Origin of the sequence: Paraburkholderia phytofirmans, from assembly GCF_046028095.1 — a bacterium.
Classification (GTDB): Bacteria; Pseudomonadota; Gammaproteobacteria; order Burkholderiales; family Burkholderiaceae; genus Paraburkholderia; species Paraburkholderia phytofirmans_A.
Window position 1 is genome coordinate 410,751 of the sequence record NZ_JAQQDJ010000002.1, and the last position, 14,999, is coordinate 425,749.

The 14,999-nt window shown below is 61.5% G+C and carries 18 protein-coding genes and 1 pseudogene; 14 read left to right on the forward strand and 5 right to left on the reverse strand.

Annotated elements, in window-relative coordinates:
* Positions 1 to 77: 77 nt before the first annotated feature.
* Both PQR54_RS06290 and PQR54_RS06295 read left to right on the forward strand, forming a co-directional pair.
* Positions 78 to 1,004: an NAD(P)/FAD-dependent oxidoreductase gene (locus PQR54_RS06290; RefSeq protein ID WP_408244543.1), complete on the forward strand. Its 927-nt coding sequence runs from the start codon at positions 78 to 80 to the stop codon at positions 1,002 to 1,004.
* Positions 1,005 to 1,232: 228 nt separating this feature from the next.
* Complete coding sequence (locus PQR54_RS06295) at positions 1,233 to 1,565, forward strand: hypothetical protein (protein ID WP_408244544.1); 333 nt, start codon at positions 1,233 to 1,235, stop codon at positions 1,563 to 1,565.
* A gap of 246 nt (positions 1,566 to 1,811) precedes the next feature.
* Here the strand turns inward: PQR54_RS06295 and PQR54_RS06300 are convergent, their stop codons facing one another.
* Positions 1,812 to 2,087, reverse strand: coding sequence for a hypothetical protein (locus PQR54_RS06300; protein ID WP_408244545.1), 276 nt, complete (start codon positions 2,085 to 2,087; stop codon positions 1,812 to 1,814).
* Between the two features lie 340 nt (positions 2,088 to 2,427).
* Entirely contained in the window at positions 2,428 to 3,363 is a 936-nt protein-coding gene (locus PQR54_RS06305; protein WP_408244546.1) for a hypothetical protein, read from the reverse strand.
* A gap of 434 nt (positions 3,364 to 3,797) precedes the next feature.
* Between PQR54_RS06305 and PQR54_RS06310 the strand changes: the two genes are divergently transcribed.
* Positions 3,798 to 3,938, forward strand: coding sequence for a hypothetical protein (locus PQR54_RS06310; protein ID WP_408244547.1), 141 nt, complete (start codon positions 3,798 to 3,800; stop codon positions 3,936 to 3,938).
* 210 nt (positions 3,939 to 4,148) lie between these two features.
* Here PQR54_RS06310 and PQR54_RS06315 read toward each other — a convergent pair whose 3' ends face one another.
* Both PQR54_RS06315 and PQR54_RS06320 read right to left on the reverse strand, forming a co-directional pair.
* On the reverse strand, positions 4,149 to 4,622 hold the full coding sequence (locus tag PQR54_RS06315; RefSeq protein ID WP_408244548.1) for a ferritin-like domain-containing protein: 474 nt from the start codon (positions 4,620 to 4,622) through the stop codon (positions 4,149 to 4,151).
* 226 nt (positions 4,623 to 4,848) lie between these two features.
* On the reverse strand, positions 4,849 to 6,066 hold the full coding sequence (locus PQR54_RS06320; RefSeq protein ID WP_408244549.1) for a tryptophan leader peptide: 1,218 nt from the start codon (positions 6,064 to 6,066) through the stop codon (positions 4,849 to 4,851).
* 381 nt (positions 6,067 to 6,447) lie between these two features.
* On the opposite strand from PQR54_RS06320, the pseudogene PQR54_RS06325 reads away from it, so the two are divergent.
* From PQR54_RS06325 to PQR54_RS06335, 3 genes and pseudogenes are all read left to right on the forward strand, one after another.
* Positions 6,448 to 6,568: pseudogene (locus PQR54_RS06325) on the forward strand (GntR family transcriptional regulator); the annotation flags it as partial.
* Between the two features lie 460 nt (positions 6,569 to 7,028).
* Positions 7,029 to 7,769 carry a substrate-binding domain-containing protein gene (locus tag PQR54_RS06330; RefSeq protein ID WP_408244550.1) on the forward strand — a complete coding sequence of 247 codons (741 nt, stop codon included), beginning with the start codon at positions 7,029 to 7,031 and terminating at the stop codon, positions 7,767 to 7,769.
* Positions 7,770 to 7,827: 58 nt separating this feature from the next.
* Complete coding sequence (locus tag PQR54_RS06335) at positions 7,828 to 8,010, forward strand: hypothetical protein (RefSeq protein WP_408244551.1); 183 nt, start codon at positions 7,828 to 7,830, stop codon at positions 8,008 to 8,010.
* Positions 8,011 to 8,059: 49 nt separating this feature from the next.
* On the opposite strand, the gene PQR54_RS06340 is transcribed toward PQR54_RS06335, so the two are convergent.
* Positions 8,060 to 8,965: a LysR family transcriptional regulator gene (locus tag PQR54_RS06340; protein ID WP_408244552.1), complete on the reverse strand. Its 906-nt coding sequence runs from the start codon at positions 8,963 to 8,965 to the stop codon at positions 8,060 to 8,062.
* A gap of 210 nt (positions 8,966 to 9,175) precedes the next feature.
* Here PQR54_RS06340 and PQR54_RS06345 point away from each other — a divergent pair, with 210 nt between their 5' ends.
* Genes PQR54_RS06345 through dmpG form a run of 8 tightly spaced genes read left to right on the forward strand, consistent with a single transcriptional unit; the run spans position 9,176 to position 14,990 of the window.
* On the forward strand, positions 9,176 to 10,120 hold the full coding sequence (locus PQR54_RS06345) for a dioxygenase family protein (protein WP_408244553.1): 945 nt from the start codon (positions 9,176 to 9,178) through the stop codon (positions 10,118 to 10,120).
* Entirely contained in the window at positions 10,117 to 10,884 is a 768-nt protein-coding gene (locus PQR54_RS06350) for an ABC transporter substrate-binding protein (protein ID WP_408244554.1), read from the forward strand. The genes PQR54_RS06345 and PQR54_RS06350 overlap by 4 nt, the downstream gene beginning before the upstream one ends.
* Before the next feature lie 46 nt (positions 10,885 to 10,930).
* The gene (locus tag PQR54_RS06355; RefSeq protein ID WP_408244555.1) at positions 10,931 to 11,143 is read left to right on the forward strand and encodes a tautomerase family protein; all 213 of its coding nucleotides are present in this window, start codon (positions 10,931 to 10,933) and stop codon (positions 11,141 to 11,143) included.
* On the forward strand, positions 11,140 to 11,955 hold the full coding sequence (locus PQR54_RS06360; protein WP_408244556.1) for a 2-keto-4-pentenoate hydratase: 816 nt from the start codon (positions 11,140 to 11,142) through the stop codon (positions 11,953 to 11,955). Before PQR54_RS06355 ends, PQR54_RS06360 begins: the two co-directional genes overlap by 4 nt.
* The gene (locus tag PQR54_RS06365) at positions 11,955 to 12,722 is read left to right on the forward strand and encodes a 2-keto-4-pentenoate hydratase (protein ID WP_408244557.1); all 768 of its coding nucleotides are present in this window, start codon (positions 11,955 to 11,957) and stop codon (positions 12,720 to 12,722) included. The genes PQR54_RS06360 and PQR54_RS06365 overlap by 1 nt, the downstream gene beginning before the upstream one ends.
* 4 nt (positions 12,723 to 12,726) lie before the next feature.
* Complete coding sequence (locus PQR54_RS06370; RefSeq protein ID WP_408244558.1) at positions 12,727 to 12,945, forward strand: 4-oxalocrotonate tautomerase family protein; 219 nt, start codon at positions 12,727 to 12,729, stop codon at positions 12,943 to 12,945.
* Positions 12,946 to 12,966: 21 nt separating this feature from the next.
* Complete coding sequence (locus tag PQR54_RS06375; protein WP_408244559.1) at positions 12,967 to 13,926, forward strand: acetaldehyde dehydrogenase (acetylating); 960 nt, start codon at positions 12,967 to 12,969, stop codon at positions 13,924 to 13,926.
* Positions 13,926 to 14,990, forward strand: a complete 1,065-nt coding sequence (gene dmpG, locus PQR54_RS06380) for a 4-hydroxy-2-oxovalerate aldolase (protein ID WP_408244560.1) — start codon at positions 13,926 to 13,928, stop codon at positions 14,988 to 14,990. Before PQR54_RS06375 ends, dmpG begins: the two co-directional genes overlap by 1 nt.
* Positions 14,991 to 14,999 lie beyond the last annotated feature (9 nt).

Genomic DNA, 14,999 nt, shown 5'->3' on the forward strand with positions numbered 1-14,999 from the left:
GTCGACGCTCGTTGTCTGTAGCGAGCGTTAATGGAAGAGGGGGTGATACCCCTTGTGCTCGAGATGGAATCTTTTCAATGAGTGGTTCGATCGACTGTGTAATCGTAGGCGGAGGGCCGGCCGGCTTGACCGCGGCACTCTATCTTGCGCGCTATCGCCGAACGGCGAGAGTCTTTGACGCCGGCGAAAGTCGCGCGCGGCTTATTCCTGTTGCGCGCAATGTGCCGGGCTTTCCATCGGGAATCAATGGCGAGGCCTGGCTGGCGCACCTGCGCGAGCAACTCACGCAGTACGACGTGGCGCCAGAACATGCCCAGGTGGAGGCCATCGAGGCCGTCAGCGATGGTTTCCGGATCGACTATCGTCCGATGCGAGGCGGCGACGCGGAACCGGTGCGCGCGGTGCACGCCAGACGTGTTTTGCTCGCCGCGGGCATACGTGACGCACTGCCAACGGTGCCCAACGCCGATGATCTGACACGCGCCGGGCTGTTCCGGCTCTGTCCGATATGCGATGGTTACGAGACTGAAGGCAAGCGTATTGCAATGTTAGGACCAGCGAAGTGTGCGCTATTGCATGCGATTTTTATGCGGACATTTTCACGCGACGTGTCCGTGGTCGCCTCCGACCTCGACGCGTTATCGGGCATAGAAGTGGATTCGGCTGCCGCCAGCGGCGTCAGTTTGATCGCGCTATCGAAACTCGAAGCACCTCCGGGCGCTGACCAGGCTGTGCAAATCATCAGCCCTGGAGGGGCTATTCACGTTTTCGACTCGGTATATCCCGTCATGGGTTGCCATCCTCGCTCTGACGTATTGGGACTCGACGTGGAGCGCGACGAAGACGGAATGGTGAGAACTGAAAAGCACCAGCGTACTAGCATCGAACATCTCTACGCGGCTGGCGACATCGTCAATACCCTCAATCAGATCAGCGTCGCCTCAGGCGAAGCGGCCATTGCCGCGACGGCGATTCATAAGAGCCTTCCACACAACGCACGTTAGAGCGTTTTCGATCGCGCTGACCGGGGTATCACGCGTCAACTAGCATCGAAGTCCAGCGAGCCTGGCTTTCCATTCGCATGATCAATGCCCGTGCGCAGCCGGGTTAGTCATCAACGTCGGCGCGCGCAGCGTGTAAGTGACGAGTCAGCGGCGGGAGGCACACAGCTTGCGCCGTTCCATACATAGGTGGCAGCCGCCAGCCTGAAATACTGTCTTTGGGGGTAAGTGATGAAACATACAACCAGGTCGTTCGTCGCTTTGGCTCTTGCCATTGCATTGTCGTCTGCGGCAAGCGCGCAAGCTGCCGATAGCGCCGCGCGGATCGCATCGTCGGGCGCGGGCGCCGGTTCCGCGCAGGCCCCGAACCAGGAGGATTACGGTTCGCCGGGAGACTCGCGTACTGATGCAGGGTCGGGGGCCGGGGTTGGTTCCGGTTCTAACCGCTCCGCGAGCGCCAATTCCAGCAGCGGGAAGACCAACGGATTGAATATGGGTACAAACAGCGGCGCGAACAGCGACGTCAAAAGCGGACTTAGCCGTTCAAAACAAAACAGCCGTTAGGACTTCTCTTTCGACGCCAGGCGGAGGAACGGAAATGCAGGCTGAGCCTGCACAGAAGCTTCCGCCTCAATAGTTAAACGCGCTGCGGCACCGGGGCCAGCGCGCGGCTTTTCGACCGAGGTCTCAGAAGGATGAGTTCAGGCGAGGAGCGGTAGAAGCGCCGCACATTGGAGAGAGACTGCCTTCTCTTATGCACGTGCGGCGTTCCCGGCAGATCGGTTCAATCTACGGCCATCGCAACGACAGTTAGCTCCCGCCCGAAGCAGGGTTCGTCGCGGACGCTGGCGCGGCAACGCCGGACTTCTTGTGCATCATCTTCTTGTGCGTTGTCGTTCCCGATGTCGCCATGCTGTTTGTCCCGGACGCACCCGATACCGTGTCCGTTGAACCGTTTGCATTGGGCTTGCTCATGCCGGTTCCGCCTTGGCCCCCGGCTGCCCCTCCGCCCGTGCCCTGTGCATAGGCACCGCCAGAAATAGCTACAAATAAAGCCGAAATGAAAATGCCTTTTATAACTTTCATGAGAGTCTCCTCAAATATATAGCGATTGCTGAGTCGGAACGTGCGTCCGCTCCTCAGTCAGCGCAATTCCCGTGCCCTCCCATCGCCGGTAAGCGAGCGCCGGCTTGCGATCTCGACGGCTGACGTCGACGTGCGAGAGTCGGTCGGTCTCGACACGGGAATAGTTTTGCTTGAACGCTCGTGGTCGCCGATCATCGGGATACGCATCCGCTGAACGGCGACCAGCTGATCTCTAATGCCAGAAAAGCGCGATCAAAATAATGATTGGAATGGGTACTCCGAGCATGTAAAGAAGAATTGAGCGCATAACACCTCCTCCGGTAAATGTTTGAAGTTTCAATTAGAGTTGGCGTACACGGCCGCCATGGGTTGCCATCAGACTCGCTGTGAATGCACCCATCAGAAGCGAGATGAATAGCCATAAGGAAGCGCCGATCGCGACTTTGCGCGCTTTATCCGCGGCATCCTTGGCCGCAGCATCGAGGCCGTTGATCTTCTGAAGCAGGCGCGTGTAGGTGGTCACCACGCGAGCTTGTGCCGCTGACTGCGTTAGCCCCGTACGTTGCGCGACAAGCTGGCTCAAATAAGCGGTATCTTCCGGCGACAACTGATCGCCCGTTGCCGCACTGTTAAGGAATATCCGCGCCGTTTCCGCACGCGTGGCGTCGTTGCGGCCTTCCGCGGTGGCAGGCGCGGCAGGTGAAGCTACCGCGGGCATCCGGAACAGCGAATCGACGAAGTAGCCAAGCGGCCACGTGTTCGTCGCGAGCTCCGCATTGCCGCGTTGCATCGTTCCCATCGGAACCGGGCTGCCTGCTGCGGCTGCCGTCGCGGCGGCCTGCCCACCAACCCGCACGATGCCCGATACGCCCGATGTCAGTATGGCGGCAGTGAGGAGGGTTGCCACCGCCCAACTCAAGAAGCCATGCGCTGTGTCCCGGAAGTGAATTTCATCGGCGTCGACACCCAGCCAGCGGTTGCGCAGGCGCCCCGCAAGATAACCGCCTAGCCCGGACGTGAGAATCGACGTGACGCATACCCATATCACGGCGGCAAAGCCGAACGCCTTTGCATTCGAAGTCCCCGACGACCACGGGGATATGGACGTCAGCCCGAGGCCGGTGCCCAGCGTCAGCAGGATGAGCGCGAACGCGGTCGCGCCAGCGCCGCCGGCAAACACCGCTCCCCATGAGACGGCAGCTTCGTGTTGCCGGACTAACAGCGCAGGGTCTTTCGCTGCCAGCGCGTAGTCCGCGGGATCTCTTGTGTTGTTCATTTTAATAGCCTCCGTTGCCGTGTTGATCCGCCGTTGGTCGACGCAGACCCGTTTGCGTCAGCGCGATGCTGCGCGGGATGAATCGTCCGCGTAGCCAGCATGTTTTGTGCCGCCAGGCTCTCGCGGCAGAGAGCAGTCGTCGGGAACACTCGTTGCGCGCAAAGGTTCTCAGCCTGGTCCGCTACGCGAGAAACTGATTAATCCGCCGAAGCGACAGAAAACAACTGGGCATCGAGCGTGGGGCAGCGTGGCAGGCCGATGCTGCCCTCGCGTTAATCAATCAGGAGGCAATCATGAAAGCAACAAGTAGAGCGCTAGTTTGTTCGGCAATTCTGTTCGCGTTCGGCGGCACCGCGTTTGCGCAGGGCGCAGGGGGAGCCGGAGGCGGTGGAGCCGGTGGAGGCGGTGGCACTGCAGGACAAGGTGGCGCCGGCATGAGCACGCCTAACGCCGGCGGTACGACCGGCACGAGTTCCTCGTCGAAGGGCACGACGAATAAATCGCCCACTCGCATGCCGCAAAACGACCCGCACGCCAAGGGCGCATCGGACACGGCCGCGTCCGGCGCGCAATAACGCGAACTCTACGGGTTCGGGGACGAGTGCGCCGACGCGCGAGCACCACAGCAGGTTACGCGCCGTGCGCTTGCGAGCGCGGCGCTCAGGGTGAGTGCGAGAGAGCGCGCTCGTACCCGCAAAGCCGGACGCGGTCTTGCAATGCCAAATCGGTGACGGGATGCGCCACCGTGCCTGGCGTGCCGCGCAGAGCCGCCTTAATCTACTTGATCAGGACTGGCCCGCCTGGCGTTCGGTCGACGTGGTCATTTCGCCAGGGCGGCGCAGCATCTTGTCGACTTCGCCCGCATGCATCTCTTCGACATGAATCATCTGCCGGGCGAACTCCTCGAGTGCAACGGAGCGGTCCTCGACGAGCGCAAGCAGTTCGCGATAAAGCCCCAGCGCGAGGTTCTCGGCCTGCAGCGATTCGCGCAGGATCGACGCGATATCGAATGTGTGCGAGTCGAGGAGGGGGCCGATCGCAAGCGACGGATAGGCGCCCAGTGTGGTGATCCACTCACCGACCTGCTGTGCGTGCAACAGCGATTCGTCGGCCTGCTCACGCAGCCAGGACTGGATTGGAATGCGTCCGAATCCGAAAACAAGAAACGAGTAGTGCGTATATCGAACGACGCCGGCCAACTCGGATTCGAGAATCCGGTTCAGCACTGCAACGACGTCTTCCTTATCTATCTCTGCCATTGGTATCTCCTTTTATGTCATCGCAGCACACACGTCCGGCGATTCGCCGCCTTTGGTGCTCCACATCGTCTCGACGGATACTGATTAAATGTAGTCCCGCAAGACGATCTCGCAAAGCGTTAGTTCGCACGCACCCGTTTGCGTCGTCCGGCGGCGAGGGGACGTACTTTCCATGCAGAACCTCGCGAACCCGGAGTGCGGAGCCATAAACGTGGAGTGTGTGACATCACGCCGGCACCTGTCCCGGCGGACCGTCAAGAATACGGAGCTTGTCGGCGATGTCAGGAATATTGCGGCCGCCCGAGCGCGATTCGTTTTCTAGCCGATGCGCGGTTGCACGACAATGCGCCAGCGTGTCATGCAGCCGGGGTTCGGCCTGAAGGGCGGCCACCACCCGTTCCAGCTCAGCCGGGGACTCACTCAGAAGGGCGGGGACGACCTCTTCGGGCGGTATCAGAGAGCCGTTGCTTAGAAGCTGTGCGGTCCAGTCGCATCCGTACAGAAGCGCGCGTCGCTCGGCCCTTTGCGCTTCTTCCTGGTCGAGCGTGGCAAGGCTATGCCGGTTTTTGTGAAGGGAAGTGCGCCAGGTCGTGAGAATATCGGCGCGTAGTCTTGCAATGGCGTCGCCGAGCGGCGCATTCTGTCCACCCGCTGCGAGGCGGCGTTCATCGAGCCGGTCGACGTAGTCCCGATATCCATCGAGGAACGATTGCCAGTTCAGCGGCAGTTCGGTCGTTTGCGCGAACGAATGGCTGAGCTCACCAAGCTCGTTGCTGATTTCGTGAAGGGCCTGGCTGTCGGCAAGACGCGCTTCATAGACCTCATGCGCGGTCACCATCTGGCGGTGAAGAGGAAACAGGGGATTGCTGTGGCGTCGTTGCAGATGCCGCTCGGCAGCGCCGGGATGGGCGCCCCATTTCCAGTTCGATAGCGATTTCGCGTCGAATTCGACCTTGTCTATCATCGCCCGGAACACCGCCAGCGCCTCTTCGGTTGCATGACGAAAGCAGTCAGCGAGCTTGTAGTCGTTGCCTTGCAGACTGGCGCTCTCATTTGCTCCGGCATAAGGGGACTCGGGTGCGAGCCGGAGGAACCCTGTGGCGAGAAAGAATTCCATCGGCAATTCCACCGGCAGGCTCTCCAACTGGAACGTGCGCTCCCCGGAGGAAATGCCCTCGATAGAATGCGCAAGGCGATTTTCGAAGTCGAGGAGCGCATCGATCCTGTCGCCGGACGACGGTTGCGCTTCCTCGGCGAACAGGCAAAAGGACTCACGCACCATGCGTGCCGCGATGGTGCCGTGCTTCTCGGCAAAGAGCCAGAACCAGAGGGCGAGCTGATATCCCTGGACTCCGTTTCGCAATACCGGTTCGACTTCGGGCGTGAATGTGATGCCGGGTGCGGCCCACGCTGCGAACGGCGCTGCGTCGCTGCTCAGGTACATGCCCAGAAGCTGCTTTATCGACTGATTCGTATCGCTGGGCCAGCTTTGCGTCGCATCTTGCCGCTTCTCGGTTTTCCAGAGTCTCCAAACCATCCTGAACCTCGCAAAGGGATGTGGTGTACGCCTCGGCAACGATACTTGCACACTCGGCCGCCGATCACTGAACTTGTGCCGCCAAAAACAAGGCTTTTTCGGCCTGCTCCCGGGCGAAGGACAAGGCGGGGGAGAAACGGCGCAGCAAACATAGTCCGTTTTTTCTCGTTAATGCACCAGGACAATAGTTTCCATGCCCTATCTGGCGGCAATATCACGGCAGTGCGCTAACGCAGACCCGAAATTCGCGGAAGGCAACGGTGATCGAGCAGTAGCGGGAAGCCGTGCGCGCGGCTGCCACCGCATCGCGACGTCGCCGCGGAACTGGCGATCAGCGTGCAGACGGTCACGAAACGCTTATAAAGAGCTGGAGCGGCAAGGGCTGATCCGCTGCGAGGCGGGGCGCGGCAGGTCGACGCTCCCTCGGCCTGATGTGAAGCCGACGTGTGTCGCAGCCAGGCCGCCACGCCGCCGGACACGCTTCTGATCCTGTCTTGCACGGCTAACGCGGCATGCCGCGGCTTATCTCCATAGCGCTGACGGGCTAATATGGCGTGGATAACGTCAACTGCGAATTCCGCGATTCGAGATGATCGTCGCGCCGCTCGAGGCGCCGAAAGCGACGTCGACGAAGCCTGTCGCACATAGAGATGGTTGTGCGCGGCGGCCGTCGCGCAAACGGCGGCGAGAGACTCCGAATTGGCGCGGCATCGGTGCTGCGCGCGGTGCCGCGTTGCTGGCTAACATCATCAGTGGCGTCCAGACTCGATACATGTCTGGGCTGGATCATCCGATCGACATGGAGCGGGGCCGTGATTTGCCGCAAGCCGAGAGTTTACGCACTCGTATTCTGCGTTGCTGCCGCATTGTTGAACAGCGTCGCGGCATCGGCAGACGAAGTCAAGGTGATGATTTCGGGCGGGTTCGCGTCAGCCTATCGCGCGCTGGGTCGACAATTCGAGGAGGCGGCTGGCGATACGCTGGTCACCGTCTGGGGGCCTGTGGCGGGCACCGCCGCGAATGCCATCCCTGTGCGACTTGCGCGCGGCGAATGGGCAGACGTGCTGATCGTGGCCGGCTATGCGCTCGACGATCAGATCAACGCCGGCAAGGTCGTATCTGGGAGCAAGGTGGACTTCGCGCGCTCGGCAATCGGCATCGCGGCTCGCGAGGGGGCGCTGAAGCCGGATATCGGCTCGGTCGACGCATTGCGGCGCACGCTGCTCGCCGCGAAGTCGATCGTCTATCCGGACGACGCGAACGGAGTCTATATCGGCAGCGAACTATTCCGGCTTCTCGGTATCGAGGGACGGGTGGAGAGCAAAAGCCGCATGATCCCGGCCGAGCGGGTCGCCAGTGTCATCGCGAACGGCGAAGCGGAGCTCGGATTTCAGCAGGTCGTCGAACTGTTGCCGGTGGCCGGGGTGACTGTGATCGGCAGTTTGCCCGCGGAGGTACAAAGGTACACGGTGTTTTCCGGAGGCATCGCCACCAGCGCCAAAAATCCAGCGGGCGCAGCGGCCCTGATCCGTTTTCTGTCATCGCCGGCCGCAGCCCCCGCGATTGAGGGGACCGGGCTCGAACCGCTGACGCCGAAGACTACGAACTGAGCGAAGCTTCATCATTACCGGACTTCTGCTTTCGTCGAGCATTGTGGCCGCGATATACATGAAGATCGATGCCGCGGTGATCGCCGCATCGATCTCGCGAGCGGCGCGTTGCTTCAGGCTCGAACATGAGGTTCGTAGTTTGCGGCATCCGCTCTATGTGCGACCGCTGATCAACCGGAATCCGGAGCAAAGTAACCAGAATTACCGTATGGGCGTAGATATGCGCAGCGGCGCGTTCTAGCCGGTGGTGCTAGAAGCTTCGACGATGTTCTGCGCCTTCATTAGGGCCGTCAGTGCTTCATACGGGCGTGCTTTGAACGGGACGCCCGCATTAACCTGAGGAACGCTTGCAGAATCGGCGATGTATCTTCGCGCCGATAGAGGCAACTCAGTTCGATCTCCCGCAACTGCGATGATTTGAGCGGCCGGTACACCACTCCGGGCAAGCGCAGATTCACCGCTGACTCCGTCGTCACGCAAACCCCGAAACGGCTCGCAACCAGCGCGATGCATGTGACGACGTCCTCGACCTCCTGTTCGACACGCAGGCGCACACCCTCCGCGCGAAACGCGGCTGTCACCTCCTGCGCGAGTCCGTGCACCGGCGCGTTGGGATAGAGGATCATGCGCTCGTTATCGAGGTCTCGCAGCGTCACGGATTTCTTCTCGCACAGTGCATGCCCTTCGTACAGCGCAACGAGAAACGGTTCACGCTGTACCCAGTCGACCGCTATATCGCTTTCGTTCGGCACCAGCCGGTTGAAACCGATAGTGATGCGACGCTCACGAAGCGCCGCGATCTGCTCGGCCTTCGACATGTTGTGCAAGCCGATCTTTACCTCCGGACGTTCGGTATGGAAATCGGCAAGCAATCGCGGAATCACATTCAGGATGCCGGAACTGAAGATGCCGACGTCGAGCCGGCCCAGATAGCCTTGACCGGCGAGTTGGGTCTGCTCTTCGGCGCGGCGGGACAGCGCGAGAATGTTCGGCACTTCGTCGAGCAGGGCGCGCCCCGCTTCAGTCAGTTCCGCTCCTTTTGCTGTGCGGATGAAAAGCTGGGTGCCGAGTTCCTCTTCTAGGCCCCTGATATTCCGGGTAAGCGGTGGTTGCGCCATGTGCAGGCGCTCCGCCGCCCGGCCAAAGTTCAGCTCTTCCGCGAGGGCGAGGAAATAGCGCATCTGCTTCAGTTCCATGATCTATCTTTCCAGTCTGTACGCAACACCAAGGGGAGAATCCGCGGCTGCCTGTGTCATACCAAATCGGTATCAGAAGTTAAAAAATCGGTATTGGACGGTATGTTCTCATGGCGTGCATCATAGCTGCAACACATCGAGCCGCGCGTCGCCCGTGGAGTCCAATGCGACTGAACAGCCGGCGTAGCGCGCTCACGATTGGAGACACGCATGATCATCCGCAACCAGAAAGACGTCACTCAAGCGGTTCTCGCGGAACTCAGCCGCGCACCTGATCCGCGCTTTCGCGAAATCATGACCGCTGCGGTGCACCACCTGCACAACTTTGCACGCGACGCGAAACTTACCGAAGCTGAATTCCATCAGGCCTGTGGCTTCATTGCGAAGCTCGGGCAATTGTCGACCGCATCGCACAATGAAGTGGTGCTGGCGGCGGGCTCCATCGGCCTCTCATCGCTGGTTTGTTTGCTGAATAACGGTGATAACGGCCAGACCGAAACCACCGCGAACCTGATGGGGCCGTTCTGGCGCATGGATTCGCCCGCGACGCCGAAAGGCGGTTCGATTGTGCGTTCGCAGACGCCTGGCGTGCCGATTTTTGTCGATGCATGGGTGCACGATGCCGAAGGGAAGCCTGTGGAAGGCGCTGAAGTCGATGTGTGGCACACGTCGGCGGAAGGTTTCTACGAGAACCAGGACCCCGAGCAGGCCGACATGAATCTGCGCGGCAAACTGACGACGGATAGCGAAGGACATATCGCCTTTCGCAGCGTGAAGCCGGCGGGCTATCCGATTCCGCTATCGGGTCCAGTGGGTGAATTGCTGCGCGCGCAAGGGCGTCACAACATGCGTCCGGCACACATTCACTTCATGATCTACAAGCCGGGCTTCAAGACGCAGTTCTCGCAGGTCTATTCGAGCGACGATCCCAACCTCGACACCGACGTGCAGTTCGGCGTGACCCAGGCGCTTGTCGGGCAATACGTGTTGCACGAAAACGAAGCTGCGCCGTCGGGTGTTATTCAGGGACCGTGGTATTCGCTTGCGCATCACTTCAGGATCGAAGCAGGCGAGGCCAGACTGCCGAAGCCGCCGATTACCGGTAAGGCAGAAGGTCCGCGGCCGGTCTGGTCCGTGCTGGAGCGCAAGTCATGAGCGAAGCACAGCTCCAGCAGGCACTTCAGTTGGCGCGCGGACAGCTTGCCCCGGGCGGCGTGCTGCGCGCGGCCATCAATCTCGGCAATACGGTGCTCGCGCAACGCGGCGCAGACAATGGCGAACTCAGCGGCGAACTCAGCGGCGTTTCCGTCGACCTCGCGCGTGAACTCGCGGCAAGGCTCGGCGTCGAGGTGCAATTCGTCACGTTCGACGCAGCGGGCAAAGTCTTCGAAGCACTCGCCGGCAACGCGTGGGACGTCGCGTTTCTCGCGATCGATCCGACACGCGGCGAGCAGATCGCTTTCACCCCGCCGTATGTGTTGATAGAAGGCGCGTACATGGTGCGCGAAGCGTCGCCATTGCGACGGAGCGAACAGGTCGACCGCAGCGGCGTGCGCATCACGGTAGGTGCTGGCAGCGCGTACGACCTCTACCTGACGCGTACGCTCAAAGAGGCGCAAATCGAACGCTACGCCACCGCCGCCGAAGCGTTTGAAGTATTCGTGACTCAGGGCTTCGACGCAGCCGCGGGCGTTCGGCAAGTGGTGAGCCGTTATGCCTCGACGCATGAGGGCTTGCGCGTACTCGACGACAGCTTTATGACGATCCGCCAGGCGATGGGTGTGCCGAAGGGTCGCGCCGACGCGGCGTCCGCGCTCGCTGTTTTCATCGAAGACATGAAGGCGAACGGAAGCGTTGCCGATTCGCTCGCCCGTAGCGGGCAGACGGCGGCTGCGGTGGCTCCGCCCGCAGCACCGTAGTCCAACCCGGCGTCGCATCGCGCAGCATCACGCACACAGGAAAGCCATGCCCATCATTCACATTTCACTCGTCGAAGGACGTGACGATGCCGCGATCAAGGCGTGCGTCAAGGCCGTAGCCCGCACGGTGCACGAAACGCTGGGTGCGCCGCTCAACACCATCCGCGTGTACGCGACGGTCACGCCGGCTACGCATTGGGCCGTCGGCGATCAAACCAAGGACGAACTCGCCGCAGCCGCACAGGAGAAAGGACAATGACCCCTCAATGGATAGAACAGGCGGCGATCGCACTGGTCGAGGCCGAACGTAGCGGCAAGTACATCGCGCCGCTGCGCGAAACCTGCGAGCAACTGACGATCGAAGACGCCTATGCGATCCAGCGCGCCAACACGGACCGCCGTGTGGCCGAAGGACGGCGCATTGTCGGCTGCAAGATCGGGCTGACCTCGGCGGCCGTGCAGAAGCAACTCGGCGTCGATCAGCCGGACTTCGGCATGCTGTTCGACGACATGGGTTACGGCGACGGCGAACCCATTCCCAAATCGATTCTGACTCAACCGAAGATCGAAGCCGAAGTCGCCTTCGTGATCGGCCGCGATCTGCGCATGTCGAATCCCGGCCAGCTCGACGTGCTGAACGCCATCGATTACGCGCTGCCGGTGCTCGAGATTGTCGGCAGCCGGATTGCGAACTGGAATATCCGCATCACGGACACGATCGCGGACAACGCGTCGTCGTCGGCTTATGTACTCGGCAACAGCCCGCGCAAGTTGTCTGAATTCGACCTTCGATTGTGCGGCATGGTCATGGAGCGGCGCGGCGAGCCGGTGTCGGTCGGCGCGGGCGCGGCATGCCTGGGCAACCCGATTAATGCGGTTCTGTGGCTCGCGCGCAAGATGGCTGCGCTCGGCACGCCGCTTCTTGCCGGCGACCTGGTACTGTCCGGCGCGCTCGGACCGATGGTGGCCGTCACGCCCGGGGACATCTTCGAAACACGCATCAACGGATTGGGCTCGGTGCGCGCCGTGTTCGAAGCCGATTCCACGCAAACCGCGAGCGAGGCACGCTAATGAGCGCCATCACCGAATACGCGACGCTGCTCGACGATGCAGCGCGTAATGCAACCGAAGTCTCGCAGTTCGACCCTGAGGGACGCCTGTCGCTGGATCAGGCCTACGAGATTCAATCGGCGTCGATCAAACGTCGTGTCGAGCGGGGCGAGCGCCGCGTTGGCGTGAAGATGGGTTTCACCAGCCGCGCGAAGATGGTGCAGATGGGTCTCTCGGACGTGATCTGGGGCCGTCTCACCGCGGGCATGCAGATCGAAGAGGGCACGGCGATCGAGTTCTCGCGCTTCGTGCATCCGCGGGTCGAACCGGAAATCGCATTCGTGCTGAAGCATTCGCTCGAAGGCGACGTGACTGGACCGCAGGCGCTCGCCGCGGTCGAAGCGATTGCGCCGGCACTCGAAATCATCGACTCGCGCTACAAGGACTTCAAGTTCACGTTGCCCGAAGTGATCGCGGATAACGCATCTTCTAGCGGCTTCGTGATCGGCGCGTGGCGCGATCCGAAGATCGATTTCGCGAATCTGGGTCTCACGCTGAACATCGACGGCCGCGTCGTGCAGGTCGGCTCGACGGCGGCGCTGCTCGGTCATCCGCTGCGTTCGCTGGTCGCCGCCGCGCGTTTGTCGGCCCAGGCAGGCGAGCCGTTGCAGGCCGGCTGGATCGTGATGGCGGGTGGCGCGACGCCGGCCGAATGGATCAAGCCCGGCCAGTATGTATCGGTCGATATGGAACGGCTCGGTAGCGCGGGTTTTCACATCAAGGGGTAAGCCGATGCCGATCGCTCTGATCAAGATCCTCGAGGGCCGCAGCCCCGAGAAGAAACGGCGCCTGATCGAAAGCGTGTCGCAGGCAATGGCGGAAAGCCTCGACATGCCGATCGACGGCGTGCGCGTGCTGGTGGAAGAGGTGCCGCCCGATTGCTGGGGACGTGGCGGCAAGACTGTTGCTGACCGCGTCCTGGATGGCAGCGCGGCGCTTCCCAAAGCATGAAGCAATGATTCTGGAGTGGATATGACTGACAAGGTTAAGGTAGCGATCATCGGGCCTGGCAACATCGGCACCGATCTGATGATCAAGGTGATGCGCAACAGCAGGCACCTCGAAATGGGCGCGATGGTCGGGGTCGATCCAAAATCGGATGGCCTCGCGCGCGCCGAACGCATGGGCGTGGCAACGACCGCTGAAGGGATCGACGGCTTGCTGAAGCTCGACGTGTTCAAGGACATCGACATTGTGTTCGACGCCACCTCGGCAGGCGCGCACAAGCGTCACAACGATGTGCTTCAGCAGCACGGCGTGCAGGTAATCGACCTGACGCCTGCGGCGCTCGGCCCGTATGTGATTCCTGCGATCAACCTGGAAGCCGAAAACGCCAGCAACATGAACATGGTCACGTGTGGCGGCCAGGCGACGATTCCGATGGTCGCGGCGGTGTCTCGTGTGACGAAGGTGCATTACGCGGAAATCGTCGCATCGATCTCGAGCAAATCCGCCGGTCCGGGCACACGCGCCAACATCGACGAGTTCACCGAAACCACGCGCAGCGCGATTGAAATCCTTGGCGGCGCGACGCGCGGCAAGGCGATCATCGTGCTCAATCCGGCCGAGCCGCCGCTCATCATGCGCGACACGGTCTTCGTGTTGTCCGATCTGGTTGATACGAAGCTCATTGAAGACAGCATCGCGAAGATGGTGGCCGGCGTTCAGGCTTACGTGCCCGGCTACCGTCTCAAGCAGAAAGTGCAGTTCGACGTGATCTCATCGGAGCAGCCGCTCAACGTGCCTGGCATCGGTCCGAAGCATGGTCTGAAGACCTCGGTGTTCCTCGAAGTGGAAGGCGCCGCTCACTATCTGCCCTCGTATGCGGGCAATCTCGACATCATGACCTCGACCGCGCTCGCGTGCGGCGACATGATGGCGCGCCGCCGGGTGACTGCCGGCATCGCGCGTGGACACAAGGAGGCCGTGTAATGACAGCGCTCGACAAAAAACTCTATATCTCCGACGTCACGTTGCGCGACGGCAGTCATGCGATTCGTCACCAGTACAGCATCGCGAATGTGAAGGCGATTGCGTCGGCGCTGGACGAGGCGGGCGTCGACAGCATCGAAGTCGCGCACGGCGACGGTATTGAAGGATCGAGCTTCAATTACGGCTTTGGCGCGCATACGGATGTCGAGTGGATCGCGGCCGCGGCGGAAAGCGTCGAGACGACGAAGATCGCCACGTTGTTGATTCCCGGCATTGGCACCACGCACGATCTGCGCAATGCGTTCGACGCTGGCGCGCGCGTTGTGCGGGTCGCCACGCACTGCACCGAGGCGGACGTGTCGCGTCAGCATCTGGAATTCGCCCGTGATCTCGGCATGGACCCGGTCGGCTTCCTGATGATGAGCCATATGACCACGCCGCAGAAGCTCGCGGAACAAGCGAAGCTGATGGAGAGCTACGGCGCGACCTGCGTATATGTGGTGGATTCGGGCGGCGCACTCGGCATGAACGACATCCGCGATCGGTTCCGTGCGTTCAAGGATGTGCTGAAGCCGGAAACTCAGACCGGTATGCACGCGCATCACAACCTGAGTCTCGGCGTCGCTAATTCGCTGGTGGCGGTGGAAGAGGGTTGCGACCGCATCGATGCGAGCCTTGCGGGCATGGGCGCGGGTGCGGGGAACGCGCCTCTGGAAGTATTCATTGCCGCGGCGGAGCGTCAGGGTTGGAAGCACGGCTGCGATCTGTATCGCCTCATGGATGCCGCCGACGATCTGGTGCGTCCGTTGCAGGACCGCCCGGTACGCGTGGACCGCGAAACCCTCGCGCTCGGCTACGCGGGCGTATATTCGAGCTTCCTGCGTCACGCGGAAGTGGCGGCGAGCAAATACGGCCTCAAAACCGTCGACATTCTGGTCGAGCTCGGCCGGCGCAAGATGGTGGGCGGCCAGGAGGACATGATCGTCGACGTCGCGCTGGATCTGCTGAAACGGGTTGCCCACGAGCAGACGCATGCCGAGCCGACCATGAGCGAAGCGGGCTGATACAGGGGC